This is a genomic window from Nocardiopsis sp. FIRDI 009, assembly GCF_003386285.1.
Classification (GTDB): Bacteria; Actinomycetota; Actinomycetes; order Streptosporangiales; family Streptosporangiaceae; genus Nocardiopsis.
Window position 1 is genome coordinate 114,592 of the sequence record NZ_QPNC01000021.1, and the last position, 17,990, is coordinate 132,581.

At 71.7% G+C, this 17,990-nt stretch carries 14 protein-coding genes; 7 read left to right on the forward strand and 7 right to left on the reverse strand.

What is annotated here, in order from left to right; translation table 11 throughout:
• Window positions 1-32 precede the first annotated feature (32 nt).
• From DVR05_RS19180 to DVR05_RS19190, 3 genes are read left to right on the forward strand one after another with little or no spacing between them, the layout of a single operon-like run.
• On the forward strand, window positions 33-2,486 hold the full coding sequence (locus tag DVR05_RS19180) for an AAA family ATPase (RefSeq protein ID WP_116247290.1): 2,454 nt from the start codon (window positions 33-35) through the stop codon (window positions 2,484-2,486).
• A gap of 59 nt (window positions 2,487-2,545) precedes the next feature.
• Complete coding sequence (locus DVR05_RS19185) at window positions 2,546-3,286, forward strand: nucleotidyltransferase family protein (protein WP_116247336.1); 741 nt, start codon at window positions 2,546-2,548, stop codon at window positions 3,284-3,286.
• Between the two features lie 50 nt (window positions 3,287-3,336).
• The gene (locus DVR05_RS19190) at window positions 3,337-4,134 is read left to right on the forward strand and encodes a tyrosine-protein phosphatase (protein WP_116247337.1); all 798 of its coding nucleotides are present in this window, start codon (window positions 3,337-3,339) and stop codon (window positions 4,132-4,134) included.
• 169 nt (window positions 4,135-4,303) lie between these two features.
• On the opposite strand, the gene DVR05_RS19195 is transcribed toward DVR05_RS19190, so the two are convergent.
• Window positions 4,304-5,905 (reverse strand): hypothetical protein, encoded by a 1,602-nt coding sequence (locus tag DVR05_RS19195; protein ID WP_116247338.1) that lies wholly within the window; start codon window positions 5,903-5,905, stop codon window positions 4,304-4,306.
• 134 nt (window positions 5,906-6,039) lie between these two features.
• Window positions 6,040-6,312 carry a hypothetical protein gene (locus DVR05_RS19200; protein WP_116247291.1) on the reverse strand — a complete coding sequence of 91 codons (273 nt, stop codon included), beginning with the start codon at window positions 6,310-6,312 and terminating at the stop codon, window positions 6,040-6,042.
• A gap of 454 nt (window positions 6,313-6,766) precedes the next feature.
• Here DVR05_RS19200 and DVR05_RS19205 point away from each other — a divergent pair, with 454 nt between their 5' ends.
• A complete protein-coding gene (locus DVR05_RS19205; RefSeq protein ID WP_198659245.1) occupies window positions 6,767-8,824 on the forward strand; it encodes a SpoIIE family protein phosphatase in 2,058 nt (685 codons plus the stop codon).
• A gap of 237 nt (window positions 8,825-9,061) precedes the next feature.
• A complete protein-coding gene (locus DVR05_RS19210; RefSeq protein ID WP_116247293.1) occupies window positions 9,062-10,738 on the forward strand; it encodes an RNA polymerase sigma factor in 1,677 nt (558 codons plus the stop codon).
• A 285-nt stretch (window positions 10,739-11,023) separates the two neighbouring features.
• On the opposite strand, the gene yaaA is transcribed toward DVR05_RS19210, so the two are convergent.
• Entirely contained in the window at window positions 11,024-11,821 is a 798-nt protein-coding gene (gene yaaA / locus DVR05_RS19215; RefSeq protein ID WP_116247294.1) for a peroxide stress protein YaaA, read from the reverse strand.
• 104 nt (window positions 11,822-11,925) lie between these two features.
• Between yaaA and DVR05_RS19220 the strand changes: the two genes are divergently transcribed.
• The gene (locus tag DVR05_RS19220) at window positions 11,926-12,624 is read left to right on the forward strand and encodes a GNAT family N-acetyltransferase (RefSeq protein ID WP_116247295.1); all 699 of its coding nucleotides are present in this window, start codon (window positions 11,926-11,928) and stop codon (window positions 12,622-12,624) included.
• Window positions 12,625-12,697: 73 nt separating this feature from the next.
• Here DVR05_RS19220 and DVR05_RS19225 read toward each other — a convergent pair whose 3' ends face one another.
• On the reverse strand, window positions 12,698-12,922 hold the full coding sequence (locus DVR05_RS19225; protein WP_017597872.1) for a hypothetical protein: 225 nt from the start codon (window positions 12,920-12,922) through the stop codon (window positions 12,698-12,700).
• A gap of 462 nt (window positions 12,923-13,384) precedes the next feature.
• Here DVR05_RS19225 and DVR05_RS19230 point away from each other — a divergent pair, with 462 nt between their 5' ends.
• Window positions 13,385-15,490: a type IIA DNA topoisomerase subunit B gene (locus DVR05_RS19230; protein ID WP_116247296.1), complete on the forward strand. Its 2,106-nt coding sequence runs from the start codon at window positions 13,385-13,387 to the stop codon at window positions 15,488-15,490.
• 136 nt (window positions 15,491-15,626) lie between these two features.
• Here the strand turns inward: DVR05_RS19230 and DVR05_RS19235 are convergent, their stop codons facing one another.
• The 3 genes from DVR05_RS19235 to DVR05_RS19245 form a co-directional block, all read right to left on the reverse strand.
• Window positions 15,627-16,772, reverse strand: coding sequence for a PLP-dependent cysteine synthase family protein (locus tag DVR05_RS19235; protein WP_116247297.1), 1,146 nt, complete (start codon window positions 16,770-16,772; stop codon window positions 15,627-15,629).
• A gap of 107 nt (window positions 16,773-16,879) precedes the next feature.
• A complete protein-coding gene (locus DVR05_RS19240) occupies window positions 16,880-17,206 on the reverse strand; it encodes a tetratricopeptide repeat protein (RefSeq protein WP_116247339.1) in 327 nt (108 codons plus the stop codon).
• Between the two features lie 221 nt (window positions 17,207-17,427).
• Window positions 17,428-17,958 carry a carbonic anhydrase gene (locus tag DVR05_RS19245; RefSeq protein ID WP_232832220.1) on the reverse strand — a complete coding sequence of 177 codons (531 nt, stop codon included), beginning with the start codon at window positions 17,956-17,958 and terminating at the stop codon, window positions 17,428-17,430.
• Window positions 17,959-17,990: the final 32 nt, after the last annotated feature.

A 17,990-nucleotide genomic window follows, 5' to 3' on the forward strand; every position in this document is an offset into this window, starting at 1 on the left:
CTCCCACGGACCCCCAGGCAGGAAGGGTATGGATGACGCGCGACACGCACTCCACCGCCGCCGCGGAACCGGAACGCGCGTTTGGCCTCGCACGGGTGCGCGCCCTGTACCGCCGCGTCCCCCTCGGCCGACGGCTGGTGGCCGCGCTGGTCCTGGTCACCGTGGTCGCCGTCGTCGCCCTGGTGGCGAGCCTGCCGATCCTGGGCTCGGTCGCCGTCACGGTCGCCCTCCTCCTGCTCCTCGCCGCCCTCATGCGTTCCCTCGACGCGTTCGTCACGGTGCTGGTGTGCGTCGTGTGGCTGACGGTGGCTGTCCCCCTCTTCCAGATCCCGCTCACCGGGGAGCCGGTGACGCTCCTGCTCCTCCCGGTGCCCCCGCTCGTCGTCCTCGCCGCGAGCCGTGTGCGCGAGTTCCCCGTGTGGCACACCACGGCACTGTCCCTCACGGCCGGGCTCGTCGCCGGGTTCTCGCTGTCCCTGGCCGGGATGGTGGTCCCCCCGCTGGCCCCCTCCTGGGGGGTCGCGCTGCTCTACGTCGCCGTCGGGGCCTGCCTGGTGTGGCGGTTGGCCGCCTCCCGGCAGATCGTCGGGGAGGGCGGCGCCGCGCGCGCCAGGCCGACCGAGACCCCGGACACCCGGCCGGGCGGCGGCCGCGGGCCCCGGGCCGACTCCGAACCGGTGCGCGGCCGCACGGGGGACGGGACCCGTCCGGCGCGCGGCGGGGGCGGCACCGCCGCCGACACGGAGCCGGTGCCGGTCGACCAGGCCCTGGCCGAGCTGGAGGCCATGATCGGTCTCGACCCCGTCAAACAGCAGGTCCGGGGGCTCGCCGCCTCCATCGAGGCCGCCCGACTGCGCGCCGACGCGGGGTTTCCCGTCGAGCGGCCCCTACGCCACCTGGTCTTCTCCGGGCCGCCCGGCACCGGTAAGACCAGCGTCGCCCGCACCCTGGCCACGATCTTCCACTCCTTCGGGCTGCTGCCCACCGCCCGTGTCGTGGAGGCCCAGCGCGCCGACCTGGTCGGCGAGTACCTGGGGGCCACCGCGATCCGCACCAACGAGCTCATCGACCGGGCCCTGGGCGGGGTGCTCTTCATCGACGAGGCGTACTCCCTGGTCAACGAGGGCGACGGCCAGCCCGACCGGTTCGGCAACGAGGCCGTGCAGACCCTGCTCAAGCGGGCGGAGGACGACCGGGACCGGCTCGTGATCGTCCTCGCCGGGTACGAGCAGGAGATGGACGCCTTCCTGGCCTCCAACCCCGGTCTGGCCTCGCGCTTCGCCACCCGCATCACCTTCCCCAGCTACTCCGCGGACGAGCTGTTCCGTATCGCCGAGTCCCTCGTGGCCCAGCGGGGCGACAGCCTCGACGACGGCGCGGCCCGGGCGCTCCGGCGCGGTTTCGACCAGGCGGTGCGGATCGAGGCGGTCGACGAGCTCGGCAACGGGCGCTTCGCCCGTTCGGTGGTGGAGAAGGCCGCCCAGGCCCGCGACGTGCGCGTGGTCACGGCCGGTGCGCGGGGAGCGGAACCCGCGCGGCGCCCCGAGGCCGAGGACCTCATCACCGTCCGCGCCGCCGACGTGGCCACGGCCTACGGTGAGCTCACCTCCCACCTGCCCGGTTTCGGCGAGGCGCCCGGCATCGAGGAGGCGATGGCCGAGCTGGACGCCATGATCGGGTTGGAGCCGGTCAAGGAACAGGTCCGCTCGATCGTCGCCCAGCTCCGGGTCGCCAGGCTCCGGGAGGAGCAGGGCCTGCTCAACCAGGCGCCGATGCGGCACTTCGTCTTCTCGGGCCCGCCGGGTACCGGCAAGACCACGGTCGCGCGCGTCCTCGGCCGGGTCTTCTCCGCCCTGGGTCTGCTCGGCCGGGCCGAGGTGGTCGAGGCCCAGCGCGCCGACCTGGTCGGCGAACACCTGGGGGCCACCGCGATCCGCACCAACCGGCTGGTCGACCGGGCCCTGGGCGGGGTGCTGTTCGTCGACGAGGCCTACTCGCTGGTCAACCCCGGCTACAGCGGCGGCGACGCGTTCGGGGCCGAGGCCGTGCAGACCCTGCTCAAGCGGGCGGAGGACGACCGGGACCGGCTCGTCGTGGTCCTGGCCGGGTACCCCGAGGAGATGGACCGCTTCCTGGCCTCCAACTCCGGGCTGTCCTCGCGGTTCAACGTGCGTGTGCGCTTCCCCTCCTACACCGCCGAGGAGCTGACCGCGATCGCCGAGGCGGTCGCGGCGCGTACCGGCGACGCCTTCGACGAGGGCGCGCGCGAGGACCTGCTCAGCATCTTCACGCACGTGTGCGCGGAGGGGTGGATCGACGAACTCGGCAACGGGCGCTTCGCCCGCTCCCTGTTCGAGCGGGCCTGCTCCCACCGCGACCTGCGGGTCTCCCGGGAGGTCGGCGAGGCCGCGACCGCCGCCCAGCTCACCGTGGTCACCAGCGCCGACGTCCGCCTGGCCTACGCCGACGCCACCCAGCAGACCTGAGCGGCCCATCCCCTGACACGGCCTCGGAACCCGTGCGCCCGACTGCTATGGTCCGGTCCATGACCGCGACACCCTCACCTTCCGCGCCTCCCGTCACCCAGGCGCTCATCCTCGCCGGTGGCCAGGCCACGCGGCTGCGGCCCTACACCGACACCCGCCCCAAGGCGATGGTCGAGGTAGCCGGGCGCCCGATCATCGACTACCAGCTGGAGTGGCTGGCCTCCCACGGCGTCGAGCAGGTCGTCGTCTCCTGCGGCTACAAGGCCGAGGTGCTGCGTGACCACCTGTCCGCCCGGACGGAGGGGCCGCGGATCACCCTGCTGGTCGAGGACGAGCCGCTCGGCCGGGGCGGCGCGCTCCGCTACGCCGCCACCGGGCTGCGCGACCGGGAGGCGCCCTACTTCGCGCTCAACGGGGACGTGCTCACCTGGTTCCCGCTCGACGCGATGACCGCCCACCACCGTGAGCGCGGCGGTCTGGCCACCCTGGCCCTGTCGCGGTTCCGTACCACCTGGGGGATCGTCGACGTCGACGACCAGGACCGGATCGAGGGGTTCACCCAGAGCCCGCTGCTGCCGGTGTGGATCAACGCCGGGGTCTACCTGTTCGAGCCGGGGATCACGCCCCTGCTGCCGACCAAGGGAGACCACGAGTCCTCCACCTTCCCCGAGCTGGCCAAGGAGGGTCGACTGACCGCCTACCGCATCGACGGTTTCTGGCGCGGGGTGGACACCGCCAAGGACGTCAAGGAGGCGGGCGAGGCGATCACCGCCATGCGCGAGGCCGAGCCGCCCCGTTAAGACCCGCTTCCCCGGAATGTCGGACGTGGTCCGACCCGGTGCTGGGGTGGATGGGTATCGTCACGGACGTGACAAAAGACGGATTCATCCTCCCCAGCGCCCCCAACTTCCGCGACCTCGGCGGCCATCGCACCACCTCGGGGCACACGGTCCGCACCGGGGTCCTCTTCCGCTCCGACGCCCTGCACTCGATCGCCGACGAGGACCTGCCCGTCTACCACGGCCTGGGCATCCGCCAGCTGGTCGACCTGCGCACGCCCCGCGCGCGGGCGAGTCTGCCCGACATCACGCCCGAAGGCGCGGAGTACGCCGCCGTGGCCGTGCAGGACCCCGACACGGTCGGAGCCAACCTCGAGGACGTACTCGCCGACCCCCAGGCCGCCCGCGCCACGTTCGGCGACGGCGCGGCCGAGCGGTTCATGCACGCCGTCTACCGTGCACTGGTCACGGACACCACGGCCCTGGAGGGCTACCGCGACCTGGTCGAGCGCGCCGCCGGGGGCCCCACCGCCCTTGTCTTCCACTGCAGCGCGGGCAAGGACCGCACCGGTTGGGGGGCGGCCCTGATCCTGCGCCTGCTGGGGGTCGACCACGCGACGATCGTCGCCGACTACCTGGTCAGCAACGGGCGCCAGGAGAGCACCGAACGGTGGATGCGCAAGCTGTCGGCGAACAGCGGGCTCGACTGGGAGGACCTGGCGCCGATGACGCGGGTCCGCCCCGAGTACCTGGACACCGCGCTGTCCCGCATCGACGAGGTGTACGGGTCCTTCGACTCCTACGTCACCGGGGGGCTCCAGATCTCCGACGGCACCGTGGAGCGGCTGCGGGAACGCATGCTGCGCTGAGCCGTGCTCACACGGCCTCGCGGGCTCGGCCGGGGCTCGGGGCGTGGAGAACGGGGATCCTTCCTCCTCGGCTTCGCCGGTCGCTCGTTCCTCGCTTGCGGCCTGCCTCGTCTTGCAGGACCCCGTACGCCCCTCGCGGCTCACACGGCCTTGCGGGCTCGGCCGGGGCTCAGAGCGAGTCCAGGCGGCGGCGCAGGTCCGTCTCGTCGGAGGCCGCCTCCAGTTCCGTGCTCAGGGCGGCCAGTACGGTGGGTCGGTCCATACCCCGGTCGAGCAGGCGCCGTGCGGCCCGCCACAGGTGCGCGGGACGCCCGTGCCAGAGCCGCTCGGCGAGCCGTTCGTGCCGGTCCAGCTCCCGCTCGCGTTCGGGGTCGGTCCCGGTCACCGGACGGTACCAGTGGTCCTGTCCGCTGGAGTGGCGGCCGTTGTGCGGGGTGGCCGCCTCGTACTCGCCGTAGTGGTCCAGGCGGAGCAGCGCCCGGCGACCGCGCTGGGTGGCGGGGTCGAACTCCTCCGGGGCGCCCGTGACGATCTCACTGGCCAGCAGCGGGAACGCGAACATCCGTCGCGCGAGCGCGGCGAAGTCCCCGTCGGGCAGCAGACGGCGCACCGCCTCCTGACGCAGCCCCAGCGGGCGGGCCGGGTCCCGGTAGGTGCGCACGAAGGGGCCGGTGGAGTCCCACACGGCGTCGAGCGTGGCGCCCAGGGCGGCTTCGGGCAGCCGCGTGAGCGCGCCCGCCCAGCGCACCCACGCCGCCAGGACGTGCGGCATCGCCTCCTGCTCCTCCGGCAGCAGCACCACGCGACCGGGCAGCCAGTGCAGCAGGAACGTCTCCACCTTGCGGGGGCTGACCCGCAGCGGCCGTCCGGAGTCCACGTCGCAGCCGTAGGCGATGATGTGGTCGACGCAGCGGCTGGCGGCGTAGGAGTCCGAGAGCCCGGCGGCCTCGTCCGAGGCCAGGAAGCGCGCCGCGAGCACGGCGCGGCTGTCGCGCCGCCACACCGGGACCGGTGGGGCGGCGGTGTTCGGGGTCGGGAGCGCCCGGATCCGGGAGCGGGCGAGGGCGTAGTGGGCGGCCAGGGAACCGCCGGTGAGGTCGGCCGCGCCCAGACCGACGGCGGGCACCGTGGGGCCCGCGCCGGGGTCGGCGGACGCGCCCGCCACGACCAGGTCGGTCCGTTCCAGGGCGCGGGTGAGCAGGGCGCGCGCCGTGCCGAGGTCCATCTGGGAGAACCGGGTGAAGTCGTCCTTCTCCGCCCGGGCGCGGCACTGGTCGAGCAGTTGGTCGACCTTGGCGGTGACCCACGCGTCGCGCAGGAGCCCGCCGCCGTTGTGGTCCACCACCAGGATGAGGGCGTGCTCCGGCGGTGGGGCCGCGCCCCGGTTCCGTCCCCGGCCGAACACGCACACGATGTCGTCGGTGTCGCCGAACCCGTCGCCGTGGACGTAGGCGGCCAGCGGGGTGACGGCGCCGAGCTGGGAGGCCCACTCGGGCACCTGGAGGCCGCGCTCCCGGAGCGCGATCATCCCCTGCTCGGCCAGGTGCCGCTGGGCGGGGGAGGTGCCCAGGGCGCTGACCGCGGCCAACACGCCCAACCCCGCCGGGTTTCCGGAGGCGGTGGCGTGGGCGACCAGTCCCTCGCCGAGCAGCCGTTCGACGTCCACACCGGGGACGCGCTCCCCCCACCAGGTGCCGAGCATCTCGCTGAAGGCCAGCTCCGCGTCCAGGGGATCGCGCATGGCCAACAGGGCTCTGGCGGCGCGCAGCATCTCGTCGAAGACGGAGCCGGGGACGGGTTCGGGTCCGGTGGGAGGCTCAGGGGTGGGCACCACCCGAGGGTATGCCAGTACCGACGGAACGTGGCCCCGCCCGGAGTCCGGCGGCACCGCCCCGGCCGGGCCGGTCAGCGCGGCCGGGGAACCGCCCCGTGGCCGGGGAGGCGGCGCCGCGCGGCACCGCCGGGATGGGAGGGCGGCACGGAGTTGACCATCGCCTCCAGGTGCTCGCGGGCGACCCTCTCGACCAGGTGCGGGGTGACCGCGATGCCCAGGTGCTCGACACAGTTCCACGTGTCGCTGACACAGCGCTCGACACAACGATGGGACAGGTCGCTGAACTCGTTGTGGAGCCTCGCCGAGATCCGCCTGAGATCCTGGATCGGGAAGGTCTGGAGCATTCTCGCTCACACCCCTTGCTGGAAGATGGCCTGGACGGTGACCTCCACCCATTCCACTTGTTCTGAACGGACTGTCAACCCCCGTCGCGGTGCGCTGTTGACAAAACCTCGGGGAGACAGCGTTTACTCTGGTCTCCCCATCAACGCAGCTCAACGGGGCGAATTGGACTTTTCAGGCATATAACAACCTGGTTTCGGAGTTCGCGCCGGAAACCGGTCACACGTCACAGGGCGTGGAGACGGCGGCGAAACGCCGGGGGAAAACGGCCGGTTGACCGTTTCGCGGGCGGGGTGTGGGGCGGACCTGACCTTCCGGGCCCGGGTCGGGCCGTCCACAGGGGCCGTTGCGCGAGGGCGGGTGTGTCTTATGCTTGAGCGGTGACAGCGGCCGAGAGGAGTCGCGTCCCCAACGAAAACGGGTGGGGAGTCCGACGGTTCCGGAGGTGTCGAGCAGGTGAGCGCCGAGACGTCCATTCCGCCACCCCGGATCGAGGGGGCGGAACTGCCAGACGCGGTGAAATCGCTTCTCACCGAGGCCCCCGTCGGATTCGCCCTGATCGGTTCGGACGATCGGCTGGGGACCGTCAACCAGCAGCTGGCCACCATGTTCGGCGTCGCTCCGGCCCAGTGCCTCGGCCGGACCCCCGCCGAACTGCTGGAGGACTCGGGTGACCCGGCCGGAGCCGCGGCCCAGCGCGCCTCCCTGTCCGCCGTGCGCGAGGGCGGGGGCACGGTCCGGGACCGGTTCCTGACCTCCCGGGGGGAGGCATGGGACCTGACCTGGTTCCCGGTCACCGATCCCGACACCGGGGAGGAACAGGTCGGACTCATCGCCGCGCGGGACCACGAGTCCGCGGCCGCCCGGCGTGACGAGCGGCGGCTGCGCGCCCTGCTCCAGGCGGGCCACCAGATCGTCTGGGCGGCCGGACCCGGCGGAGACATGCACGAGGACTGCCCCCAGTGGCGGTCCGTCACCGGCCAGGACGTCGAATCCTACCTCGGCCGGGGCTGGCTCGGGGCGATCCACCCCGACGACCGCACCCGGGTCGAGCGGGCCTGGAACGATGCCGTGCTCGACATGACCCCCTTCGACGCCATGTTCCGCGTGCGGACCCGCTCAGGCGGATACCACCATTACCGGGCGCGCGCCAACCCCATCAAGGACGGGACCGAAACCGTCGAGTGGATCGGCACGTTCGTGGACGTCACCACCGAACGCGAGGCCGACGAACTCCGCCAACGGCTCAACCAGCAGCTCAGCGAGGCGGCCATGCGCACCGCCCGCCTCCAGAAGGCCACCTCCGACCTCGCCGAGGCGCTCACCGTCGACGACGTGGTGGGGGTCGTGTCCGAGATCGGCCGCTCCGGTGTGGGCGCCGACCACACCCGCGTCGTCCTGTACGACCGCGACCGCCTCCGCCTGCGCACCATGGCCGCCGAGAACGCCCACGCGCCGCCCCGGGCCTCGTTCCCGCTCGAGCACCCCGACCCCGCCGCCCGCGCCGTCGCCGACCAGGCTCCGTGCCTGGCCGCGAACCCGGCCGAGCTGCGCGCGCTGTTCGAGGACGCGCCGGAGATCGACGAGTTGGTCGAGGCCACCCCGGAACGCGCCTGGGTCGCCCTGCCGATGGCCATCGCCGGCCGGACCATCGGCGCGCTGCGGTTGTCCTTCACGGCACCGCGCGAGGTCACCGACGAGGAACGCGTCTTCCTGGAGGCGCTCGCCGGACAGTGCGCCCTGGCCGTCGGACGCGCCCAGCTCTACGAGCGCGAGCACGACACCGCGCAGGCGCTCCAGCACAGCCTCCTGCCCGAGGAACTCCCCGAGGTCCAGGGGGTGCGCCTGGCCGCCTACTACCGCTCGGGCTCCCAGCACGTACAGGTGGGCGGCGACTGGTACGACGCCTTCCCGCTGCCCTGCGGTCGCGTCGCCGGCGTGCTCGGCGACGTCATGGGCAAGGGCATCCCGGCCGCCGCGGGGATGAGCCGTATCCGCAACGCGCTGCGCGCCCTGGCCTTCAACATGCCCGAACCCGCCGACGTCCTCACCGGGCTGGACCGGATGTTCGACGCCACCGAGGGGATGGACCAGGTCACCACCCTGGTCTACTTCGTCCTCGACCCGGTCACCGGCCAGTTGGACCTCAGCAACGCGGGCCACCTGCCCCCGCTCGTGCTCGCGGGAAACGCGGGCCCCTCACTGCTCGAGGGGGAACCCGACACGCCGCTCGGCGTCAGCGCTCCCCGAGGTCACCACAAATTCTTCGTGCAACCCGGTAACACCGTGGCCCTGTACTCCGATGGTCTGGTTGAGAACCGCAGAAGGTCCGTCGCCTCCGGTCTCGACGAGTTGGTCCGTGTGGCCGCCTCGGCGCCGTCGGAGGCTGTGGGCGACCCACATCAGATGCTGGAGTACCTTGTTGAGAGCATGCTCGAAGGGTACGAGCAGGACGACGACGTCACACTGCTCGCCGTTCAGCTTCCGGTGATCGACTCCGCGTCGGAGCGGTAGACCGTACGAACAAGTCCATTGCCTTGCCTACAGTGAAGAAGCCGTTCCGCCCCGCGACGCGGGGGTGATCCTCCAGGGGGATGACCTCCAAGAGCGCATACGCTTGATAGACAAACGGCTTCCCCGCCCCAGTGGGGACGATCCCAGGCCGCAGGTGGGAGAGGGCTCGCGCCCGGTCCCGGCCAGGCGGACCACCGGGTCCGACAATCTCGCCACACGTCCGTTCGAGAGGTGTTTGTGTCATCTGCCAGTTCGACTCGCTCGAAGCAGTCCGAGTCACTGCAAGAGCCCGTCATTCAGCAGCTGATCGAGCGTGGGCGGTCCCAGGGCTATCTTGAGCCCGAGGACGTGCGCCGTGCCTTCGAAGAGGCCGAAATCCCGATGTCGCAGGCGCAGTCCGTGCTTCGCATCCTCGCCAAGGAGGACGTGACCGTACGAGTGCCCGAGTCGGCCTCCTCGCGGCGCAAGGCTCCCCGGCGCAAGACGGCGACCACGCGGTCCACCTCGACCAGGTCCACCAAGACCACCAAGACCACGGCCACGCGGTCGGCCAAGCCCGCGCGCGCCGCGGCCGCCCAGCAACAGCCGGAGACGGTCACCGCCGTCGTCGGCTCGGACGATGCCGAGGACGCCCCCACCGGCACCACGGCCGCCAAGAAGACCGCGGCCAAGAAGACGACGACCGCCAAGAAGGCGGCGCCGAAGAAGACCGCGGCCAAGAAGGCGACCACCACCAAGAAGACCGCCACCAAGAAGTCGGCCAAGAAGGACCTCGAACTCGCGCCCACGGGGGAGTTCGCGGACGAGGGGCTGGACGACCTCGAACACACCGGCGCCGAGCTTGAGCTGGTCGAGGACCCGGCCGAGGCCGCGGACAAGGACGCCAAGCCGGCCAAGCCCGAGGCCGTCGGCGCGCCCACCGCGCCCAAGTCCGAGGACGAGTCCTTCGTCCTGTACGACGATGACGACGACGCCCCCGCCGCCCAGGTGGTCGCGGCCGGTGCCACCGCGGACCCGGTCAAGGACTACCTGAAGCAGATCGGTAAGGTGCCGCTGCTCAACGCCGAGCAGGAGGTCGAGCTCGCCAAGCGGATCGAGGCCGGCCTGTTCGCCGAGGAGAAGCTCTCCGAGGAGGGCGACAGCCTCAGCTTCGAGCTGCGCGACGAGCTGGAGTGGATCGCCGAGGACGGCGGCCGGGCCAAGAAGCACCTGCTGGAGGCCAACCTCCGACTGGTCGTGTCGCTGGCCAAGCGCTACACCGGGCGCGGGATGCTGTTCCTGGACCTGATCCAGGAGGGCAACCTGGGTCTGATCCGCGCGGTGGAGAAGTTCGACTACACCAAGGGCTTCAAGTTCTCCACCTACGCCACGTGGTGGATCCGCCAGGCGATCACCCGCGCGATGGCCGACCAGGCGCGCACCATCCGCATCCCGGTGCACATGGTCGAGGTCATCAACAAGCTGGCCCGCGTCCAGCGCCAGATGCTCCAGGACCTGGGCCGCGAGCCCACCCCGGAGGAGCTGGCCAAGGAACTGGACATGACCCCGGAGAAGGTGGTCGAGGTCCAGAAGTACGGCCGCGAGCCCATCTCCCTGCACACCCCGCTGGGCGAGGACGGCGACAGCGAGTTCGGTGACCTCATCGAGGACTCCGAGGCCATCCAGCCGGGCGAGGCGGTCAGCTTCACGCTCCTCCAGGAACAGCTCCACTCGGTCCTGGACACCCTGTCCGAGCGCGAGGCCGGCGTGGTCTCCATGCGCTTCGGTCTCACCGACGGCCAGCCGAAGACTTTAGACGAGATCGGCAAGGTCTACGGGGTCACCCGCGAGCGCATCCGGCAGATCGAGAGCAAGACGATGTCGAAGCTCCGTCACCCGTCGCGTTCGCAGGTGCTCCGTGACTACCTGGACTAGGCCGGTCCGGGCAGTGACGACCTGAGAGGCCGTTCCCGGTGTGCCGTCCCGATCCCTCGGGACGGCACACCGGTCCGCTGTCGCCCCGCCGCCCGCGGGTGTGGCGATCCCCGCGTGTCCTCGGGCGCGCCGGGCTCTTCCCCATGTGTTCCAGGGTGTGTCGACGTCCATCCGACGGCAGCCATGCTGTCACCCGGGGTGTAGGTGCGGGATAAAGGCGTGCGGGGGGACGACCGCGACGGTCGTCCCCCCGCACGTGTGTCCGCGCCCGGCCTCGCCGGGGACTCAGTCGCGGACGACGACGTCCAACGTGCGTGCGGTCCCCGGCCTGGTCGCGGGCTGGAGCTCCACCGTGTGCCCGAGGTCGCGCAGGGCGGTCACCAACGCGTCCGGGGTGGCGGCGTCCACGCCCTCGGCCAGCAGTGCGCGCGCGATCTCGCCCCGCGTGGCCTTGGCCATGTGGCTGACCACCGAACGGCGGGTCCGTCCGTCGACGACCCGCTCACGCAGGACCCGGACCGCGACCGTGCGCTCGGCCGCGCCCCCCTTCGGCCGGAACGCGGCGGCGTAGGCGGACGAGCGGCAGTCCACCAACAACCGGTCCTCGGCCAGTGTGCCCAGCGGGCCGCTCATCGCACGCCGCCAGTACGCCCCCAGGCCGCCCAACGGGGGCAGTTTGACACCCATGGACAGCCGGTAGGGCGGCAGCCGGTCCTCGGGGCCCACCACGCCCCACAGGCCGGAGAACACCAGGACGCGCTGGCGCGTGCGCTCGGCGGCGGGCGAGTCGAGCAGTGAGGGCAGACCCAGACGGTCGTAGAGCACGCCCGTGTACAGCTCGGCGGCGCGCAGGGTCGGCGCGGTGGCCAGGTCCAGGTTGCGCTTGAGCGCGTCCACCTGACCGGGGGACAGGCCCAGGACCTCCAGGGCCGTGTCCTCGGGGCCCGAGCACACCTCGGTCAGCGCCGCCCTGACCTCCTCGCGGGCGTCGGAGAGCTCGGGGAGGGTCAGTGCGGACGGGGCCAGAAGCGGCCCCTCACCGGAGGTGGCCTTGCCCTCGGACGGCGGCAGCAAGATGAGCATGGTGGAACTTCCCTGGTACTGCGGGTGACGGCCGGATCGGCCCTGTCATGGTACGGGGTCCGGGCTAGGCTCGTCGGATCATCGGAACGGTGGAGGGGTTCGGGATGCACGCGTGGGCACGGAGGATCGCCCGGGACTGGCCGTCGGAGGAGGTGCGCCTCACCGACGGGTGGCGCCTGGGCTACGCGGCGGGGGTGACCTTCCGCGCCAACTCGGCGGTGCCGCTGGACGGGTCCGCCGCGCGGCCGGAGACCGTCGAGCGGTTCTACCGTGAGCGCGGGGCTCCCCCGGCCGTACACGTCTGGGGCGGGGCGGGCGAGCTCGACCGGGAGTTGGCCGGGCGGGGCTACCGGTTGACGCACCCGGCCCTGGTCATGGCGCGCGACATCGGCGACGCCGAGGATCCGGGGGACCGGTTCGAGGTCTCGGCGCGTCCGGACGCCCGCTGGCGGGCGCTGTGGTCGGCGGAGGGCGTCGACCCCCGGGTCGCGGAGGGCCAGCACCGGATCATGGACCGCGTCCCGGTCATGGGGTACGCCCTGGAGTCCTCGGGAGCCGCCCGGGGGTGCGCGTCGGTCGACGAGGGGTGGGTGGGGCTGCTGGCCATGCTCACGGATCCGCGGGCGCGGGGACGCGGGCTCGCCGGAGGGATCGTCGACGCGCTGCTCGCGTGGGGGAGGGGCAGGGGCGCCGAGCGCGCCTACCTGTGCGTGGCGGAACACAACACGGCGGCGCTGCGGGCCTACGAACGGGCGGGGTTCACCGCGGTGGACCGCTACCACTTCCGGGTGGCCGCGGCCTAGAACGACGGAGAGCGGCGACCCCTTCCGGGGCCGCCGCACCTCCGTGCTTCCATGTGGAGTTGTCCGTTCGTGGCTAACGCTCGTCGGCGGTGGCCTTGCTCTCGTGGAGCCTGTCCGTCTCGTCCTGGATGTCCGAGGCGATCTTGCGAAGGGATTCGTCGTGCTTGCGCATGTGGTGCGCGCAGAAGAGAAGCTCGCCGCCGGAGTTCAAGAGCACTCGGACGTACGCCTGTGCACCGCAGCGGTCGCAACGGTCGGCAGCCGTCAGCTGCTGGGTGGGGGCAAGGGTTCCAGTCACTTCGCCATCCTCAATACTCGGCGTTAGTCACCTCTGAGAACATCTAACCGGCCCCAGACGTTCCCAACCGGTTCGGGTGTACGCCGACAGCGGAATCCGTCCGGTTGGTTCCACGGATGAACGAGATGGGGTCTTTGTGGCTCTCTGTCAGTTCCCTGCCTTGGTGATACCCCCTGTGCGGCTCCGGCATCCCCAGAAAGCGGGAGTATCCAGGTCGCATCCACAGGAGGTGGTAGTCTCGCGCGGGGCAGCACCCGTCGCCGCGTTCACGCGGCCCGACACGGGCGGCCCCCGGCGACGACGCCGGACGCGCCACTCAGGCGGCCCACGACCCCGTCCATCCACCATGTGGAAAACCGACCGGCACGCCGTGGCCTGCCCCCTTTCGTCGGTGCGGCGCGGTACAAAGGGCACGCACCGCATCAGAGCTCCGAAGGCCCTCAAGACGCAGGAGATGTCCGAGTGACCGCCTTGACCGCAGCCGTCCACGACCCCGAGGATTACTCCGCTCGGCACCTGTCGGTCCTGGAGGGCCTGGAGGCGGTGCGCAAGCGGCCGGGCATGTACATCGGCTCCACCGACAGCCGTGGCCTGACCCACTGCATGTGGGAGATCATCGACAACTCCGTCGACGAGGCGTTGGGCGGCTTCTGCGGCCGGATCGACGTCACGCTCCACGCCGACGGCTCCGTCTCCGTCAGCGACGACGGTCGGGGCATCCCGGTGGACGTCGAACCCAAGTCCGGCCTGTCCGGTGTCGAGCTGGTCATGACCAAGCTTCACGCGGGGGGCAAGTTCGGTTCGGGCTCCTACACCGCCTCCGGCGGTCTGCACGGTGTCGGCGCCTCCGTCGTCAACGCCCTGTCCGCGCGGGTCGACGTCGAGGTCGACCGCCAGGGGCACACCCACGCGATCAGCTTCCGCCGGGGTATCCCGGGCCGCTTCGCGGGGGCCGGACCCGACGCCGAGTTCACCCCGGTCTCCGGCCTGGAACAGATCCGCAAGGTCGCCAGGAAGATCACCGGTACCCGGATCCGCTTCTGGCCGGACACGCAGATCTTCCTCAAGGGCGCCGAGATCGCCCGCGAGTCCCTCCTCGACCGCGCCCGCCAGACGGCCTTCCTCGTCCCCGGCCTGACCATCGCGGTGCGCGACGAGCGCACCGACGGTGAGCCCGCCTACACCGAGGAGTTCCGCTTCGACGGCGGCATCAGCGAGTTCTGCACCTTCCTCGCCCCGGACGAGCCGGTCAGCGACGTCCTGCGCATCCAGGGCTCGGGCACCTTCACCGAGACCGTCCCCGTCCTGGACGACGCCGGGCACATGGTCCCGGCCGACGTCGAACGCCGCCTGGACGTGGACGTGGCCCTGCGCTGGGGCACCGGCTACGACACCACCGTCCGCTCCTTCGTCAACGTCATCGCCACCCCCAAGGGCGGCACCCACCTCAACGGCTTCGAGCGCGCCCTGGTCCGGGTGATCAACGACCAGCTGCGCGCCACCAAGCTGCTCAGGACCAACGACGACCCCGTCACCAAGGACGACACCCAGGAGGGCCTGACCGCGGTCGTCACCGTCCGCCTGCCCGAACCGCAGTTCGAGGGCCAGACCAAGGAGATCCTGGGCACCTCCGCGGCCTCCCGGATCGTCTCCCAGGTGGTCGGCAAGGAGCTGCGCGAGTTCCTCACCTCCACCAGGAAGGCCGAGAAGGCCAAGGCGCGCACGGTCCTGGAGAAGGTCGTCGGCGCGGCCAAGGCCCGGCTCGCGGCGCGCCAGCAGCGCGAGACCCAGCGGCGCAAGAACGCGCTGGAGAACTCCGCGCTGCCCGCCAAGCTCGTGGACTGCCGCAGCGAGGGCCTGGAGCACAGCGAACTGTTCATCGTCGAGGGCGACTCGGCGCTGGGAACCGCCAAGCTGGCCCGTGACTCCGAGTTCCAGGCACTCCTGCCGATCCGGGGCAAGATCCTCAACGTGCAGAAGTCGTCGGTCGCCGACATGCTCAAGAACGCCGAGTGCGCCGCGATCCTCCAGGTGGTCGGCGCGGGGTCGGGCCGCACGTTCGACATCGACGCCGCCCGCTACGGCCGGATCATCCTCATGGCCGACGCCGACGTGGACGGCGCGCACATCCGGTGCTTGCTGCTCACACTCATCTACCGCTACATGCGGCCCATGCTGGAGGCGGGCCGGGTGTACGCCGCGGTGCCGCCGCTGCACCGCATCGAGCTGACCAACACCCGGCGCAAGCGCGGTGCCCGCCCCGAGGACCGCTATATCTACACCTACTCCGACGCCGAGCTGTCGCGCACGCTGCTGGACCTGGAGAAGCGGAAGATCTCCTGGAAGGAGCCGGTCCAGCGGTACAAGGGCCTGGGCGAGATGGACGCGGACCAGCTGGCCGAGACGACCATGGACCCGCGTCGGCGCACCCTCCGCCGCATCCGGGTGGAGCAGGCCGAGGAGGCCGCCTCGGTGTTCAACCTGCTCATGGGCAACGAGGTCGCGCCCCGGCGGCGGTTCATCCAGGAGGGCGCCCAGGAGTTGGACGTCGCCCGCATCGACACCTGACCTCCCCTGGTGTCAGGCACGGCCCGGCACGGTCACCCCGACCGCGCCGTGCCGTGCCTCTTCGGGCCTACGCCCCGGCCCGTGTCCGGGCTCCCGAACGGGCAACCCGTGCGGGCCTCCGCTCCGGCCCGAACCCCTAGGGCCGCGGCGGGTCCCAGACCCCGCTGTCGAGCAGTCGGTCGACGGCCGCCCGGTAGGGGGTGGGGTCCAGGCCCCGCTCGGCCACCCAGGCGTCGTCGTAGTAGCTGTGCTGGTAGCGTTCGCCGCCGTCGCAGATCAGGGTGACCACGCTGCCCCTGCGGCCCTCACGGAGCATCCTGGCCACCAGGTGCCACACGCCCCACAGGTTGGTGCCGGTGGAACCGCCCGCGCACAGGCCGGTGACCTCGTGCAGGTGCCGCATCGCGGCGATGCTCGCGGCGTCGGGCACCGGCATCATCAGGTCGATCACCGACGGTACGAAGCTCGGCTCCATCCGCGGACGGCCGATGCCCTCGATCCGCGACGGCATCCCCGTGGCGTAGTCGGTCGCGCCGGTCACCCAACCGGGGAAGAACGCCGAGTTCTCCGGGTCCACCACCGCCAGCCGGGTGCCCAGCCGCCGGTAGCGCAGGTAGCGGCCGATGGTGGCGGACGTCCCGCCCGTACCCGCGCCCACCACGATCCACTCCGGGCACGGGTAGCGCTCCATCGAGAGCTGCTCGAAGATCGACTCCGCGATGTTGTTGTTGCCCCGCCAGTCGGTGGCGCGCTCGGCGTAGGTGAACTGGTCCATGTAGTGGCCGCCGGTCTCCCGGGCGAGCCGTTCGGCCTCGGTGTACATGTCCGGCGGGGAGTCGACGAAATGGCACCGGCCCCCGTAGCGCTCGATCAGCGCGATCTTCTCCGGACTGGTCCTGCGCGGCAGGACCGTGACGAACTCCAGCCCGATCAACCGCGCGAAGTAGGCCTCCGACACGGCGGTGGAGCCCGAACTGGCCTCCACGATCGTGGTGCCCTCGGTGATCCAGCCGTTGGCCAGCCCGTAGAGGAACAGCGAACGCGCCAGCCGGTGCTTGAGGCTGCCGGTGGGGTGCACCGACTCGTCCTTCAGGTACAGGTCGATGCCCCACTCGGGCGGCAGCGGGAACACGTGCAGGTGGGTGTCGGCCGAGCGGTTGGCGTCGGCGACGACCCTGCGGACCGCCTCGTCGGCCCAGGCCCGGGCCCGGTCGCTGGAACGGTCCACACACACGGGTTCGTCGGAGGGGTCGGGGCTGCCGGAGGCTGTGGGACGTGCCATGCTCAGCAGCGTAGCCGCTGCCGACCGGCGTTCCGTCCCGGTGCGCGGGCGTCGGGGAAACCGCGCGGGCGGCTCCGCCGGTCCGGCGGAGCGGCGCCCGGGTCGGGTCAGTCGAGCGATCCGCCGGACATCGCGGCGTGCATGCGCCGGTAGGTCGACGCCTCCTCGTGGCGGCTCTGGCGTTCCAGGGTGCGCGCGAGCGCGATGTGGGCCCAGTTGTCGACCGGGTCCAGTTCGATGATCCTGCGGAAGGTCTGCTCGGCCTTCCTGAGCTGCGCGGAGTGGAAGTAGGCGAGGCCGAGCAGCTCCAGGAGGGAGCGGCTGTTCGGCTCGTGTTCGACGATCGGCTCCAGGGTGCGGGCGGCGTAGATCGGGTCGCCCAGCTCCATGAACATGCGTGCGCGGTTGAAGATCTCGTAGGTGTTCTCTTCCACGGTGCTCCTCTCGACGGCGGGGCCGTCCCGGATCACAACGGCCACCGCGGTGACCGCATTCCCGGACGAGACACGGGGAGGAAACGGCCTGACGCGCGCTCGTGGAGCACCCCCGCCGCACCCGTCCCCACTGGAGAGATCCCCGGACCGCGCCGTGTGCACACACGGGCGCGTCCGCCGGGTCCCTCCGCGGGGCGGTGCGGCGGGGCGGGAGCCGCGGGTCAGACGTCGGCGGGGGTGATCCGGCCGGAGTCCACGTCGTAGATCGCACCCGCCACCGGCAGGTCCGCGGGCAGCAGCGGGTGGTGCCGGATCCGCTCCAGGTCGTGCTTGAGCGCGCCGATCTGGTCGTTGTTGGTGTGGAACTCCAGGCTCCGGGTGTCCACCCCGTACTCCTCCTGGATGAGGTCGTGCACGGCGTCGTCGTTCGGCACCGACGCCATCCGGCAGCGCGTGTGGGGCAGGACGAGGACCCGCTCCACGCCCAGCAGGTACACGGCCAGGACGAGCGTACGCAGGGTGTCGTCGGTCACCCGGGCGCCCGCGTTCCGGAGGATCTTGGCGTCCCCGGGCTTGAGTCCCAGCATGTCCAGGGGCTCGATCCTGGAGTCCATGCAGGTCACCAGAGCCAGTCCCCGGGCGGCCACGGGCTCGAGGCCGTGCAGGGAGAACCGGGCCACGTAGTCGTCGTTGGCGGCGAACACGTCGTCGAAGGCGCCCTGTGCACGGGTGGGGTCGTGGGACTCACTCACGTCGGTCACTCCTGTCTCCATGGTCATGGGTC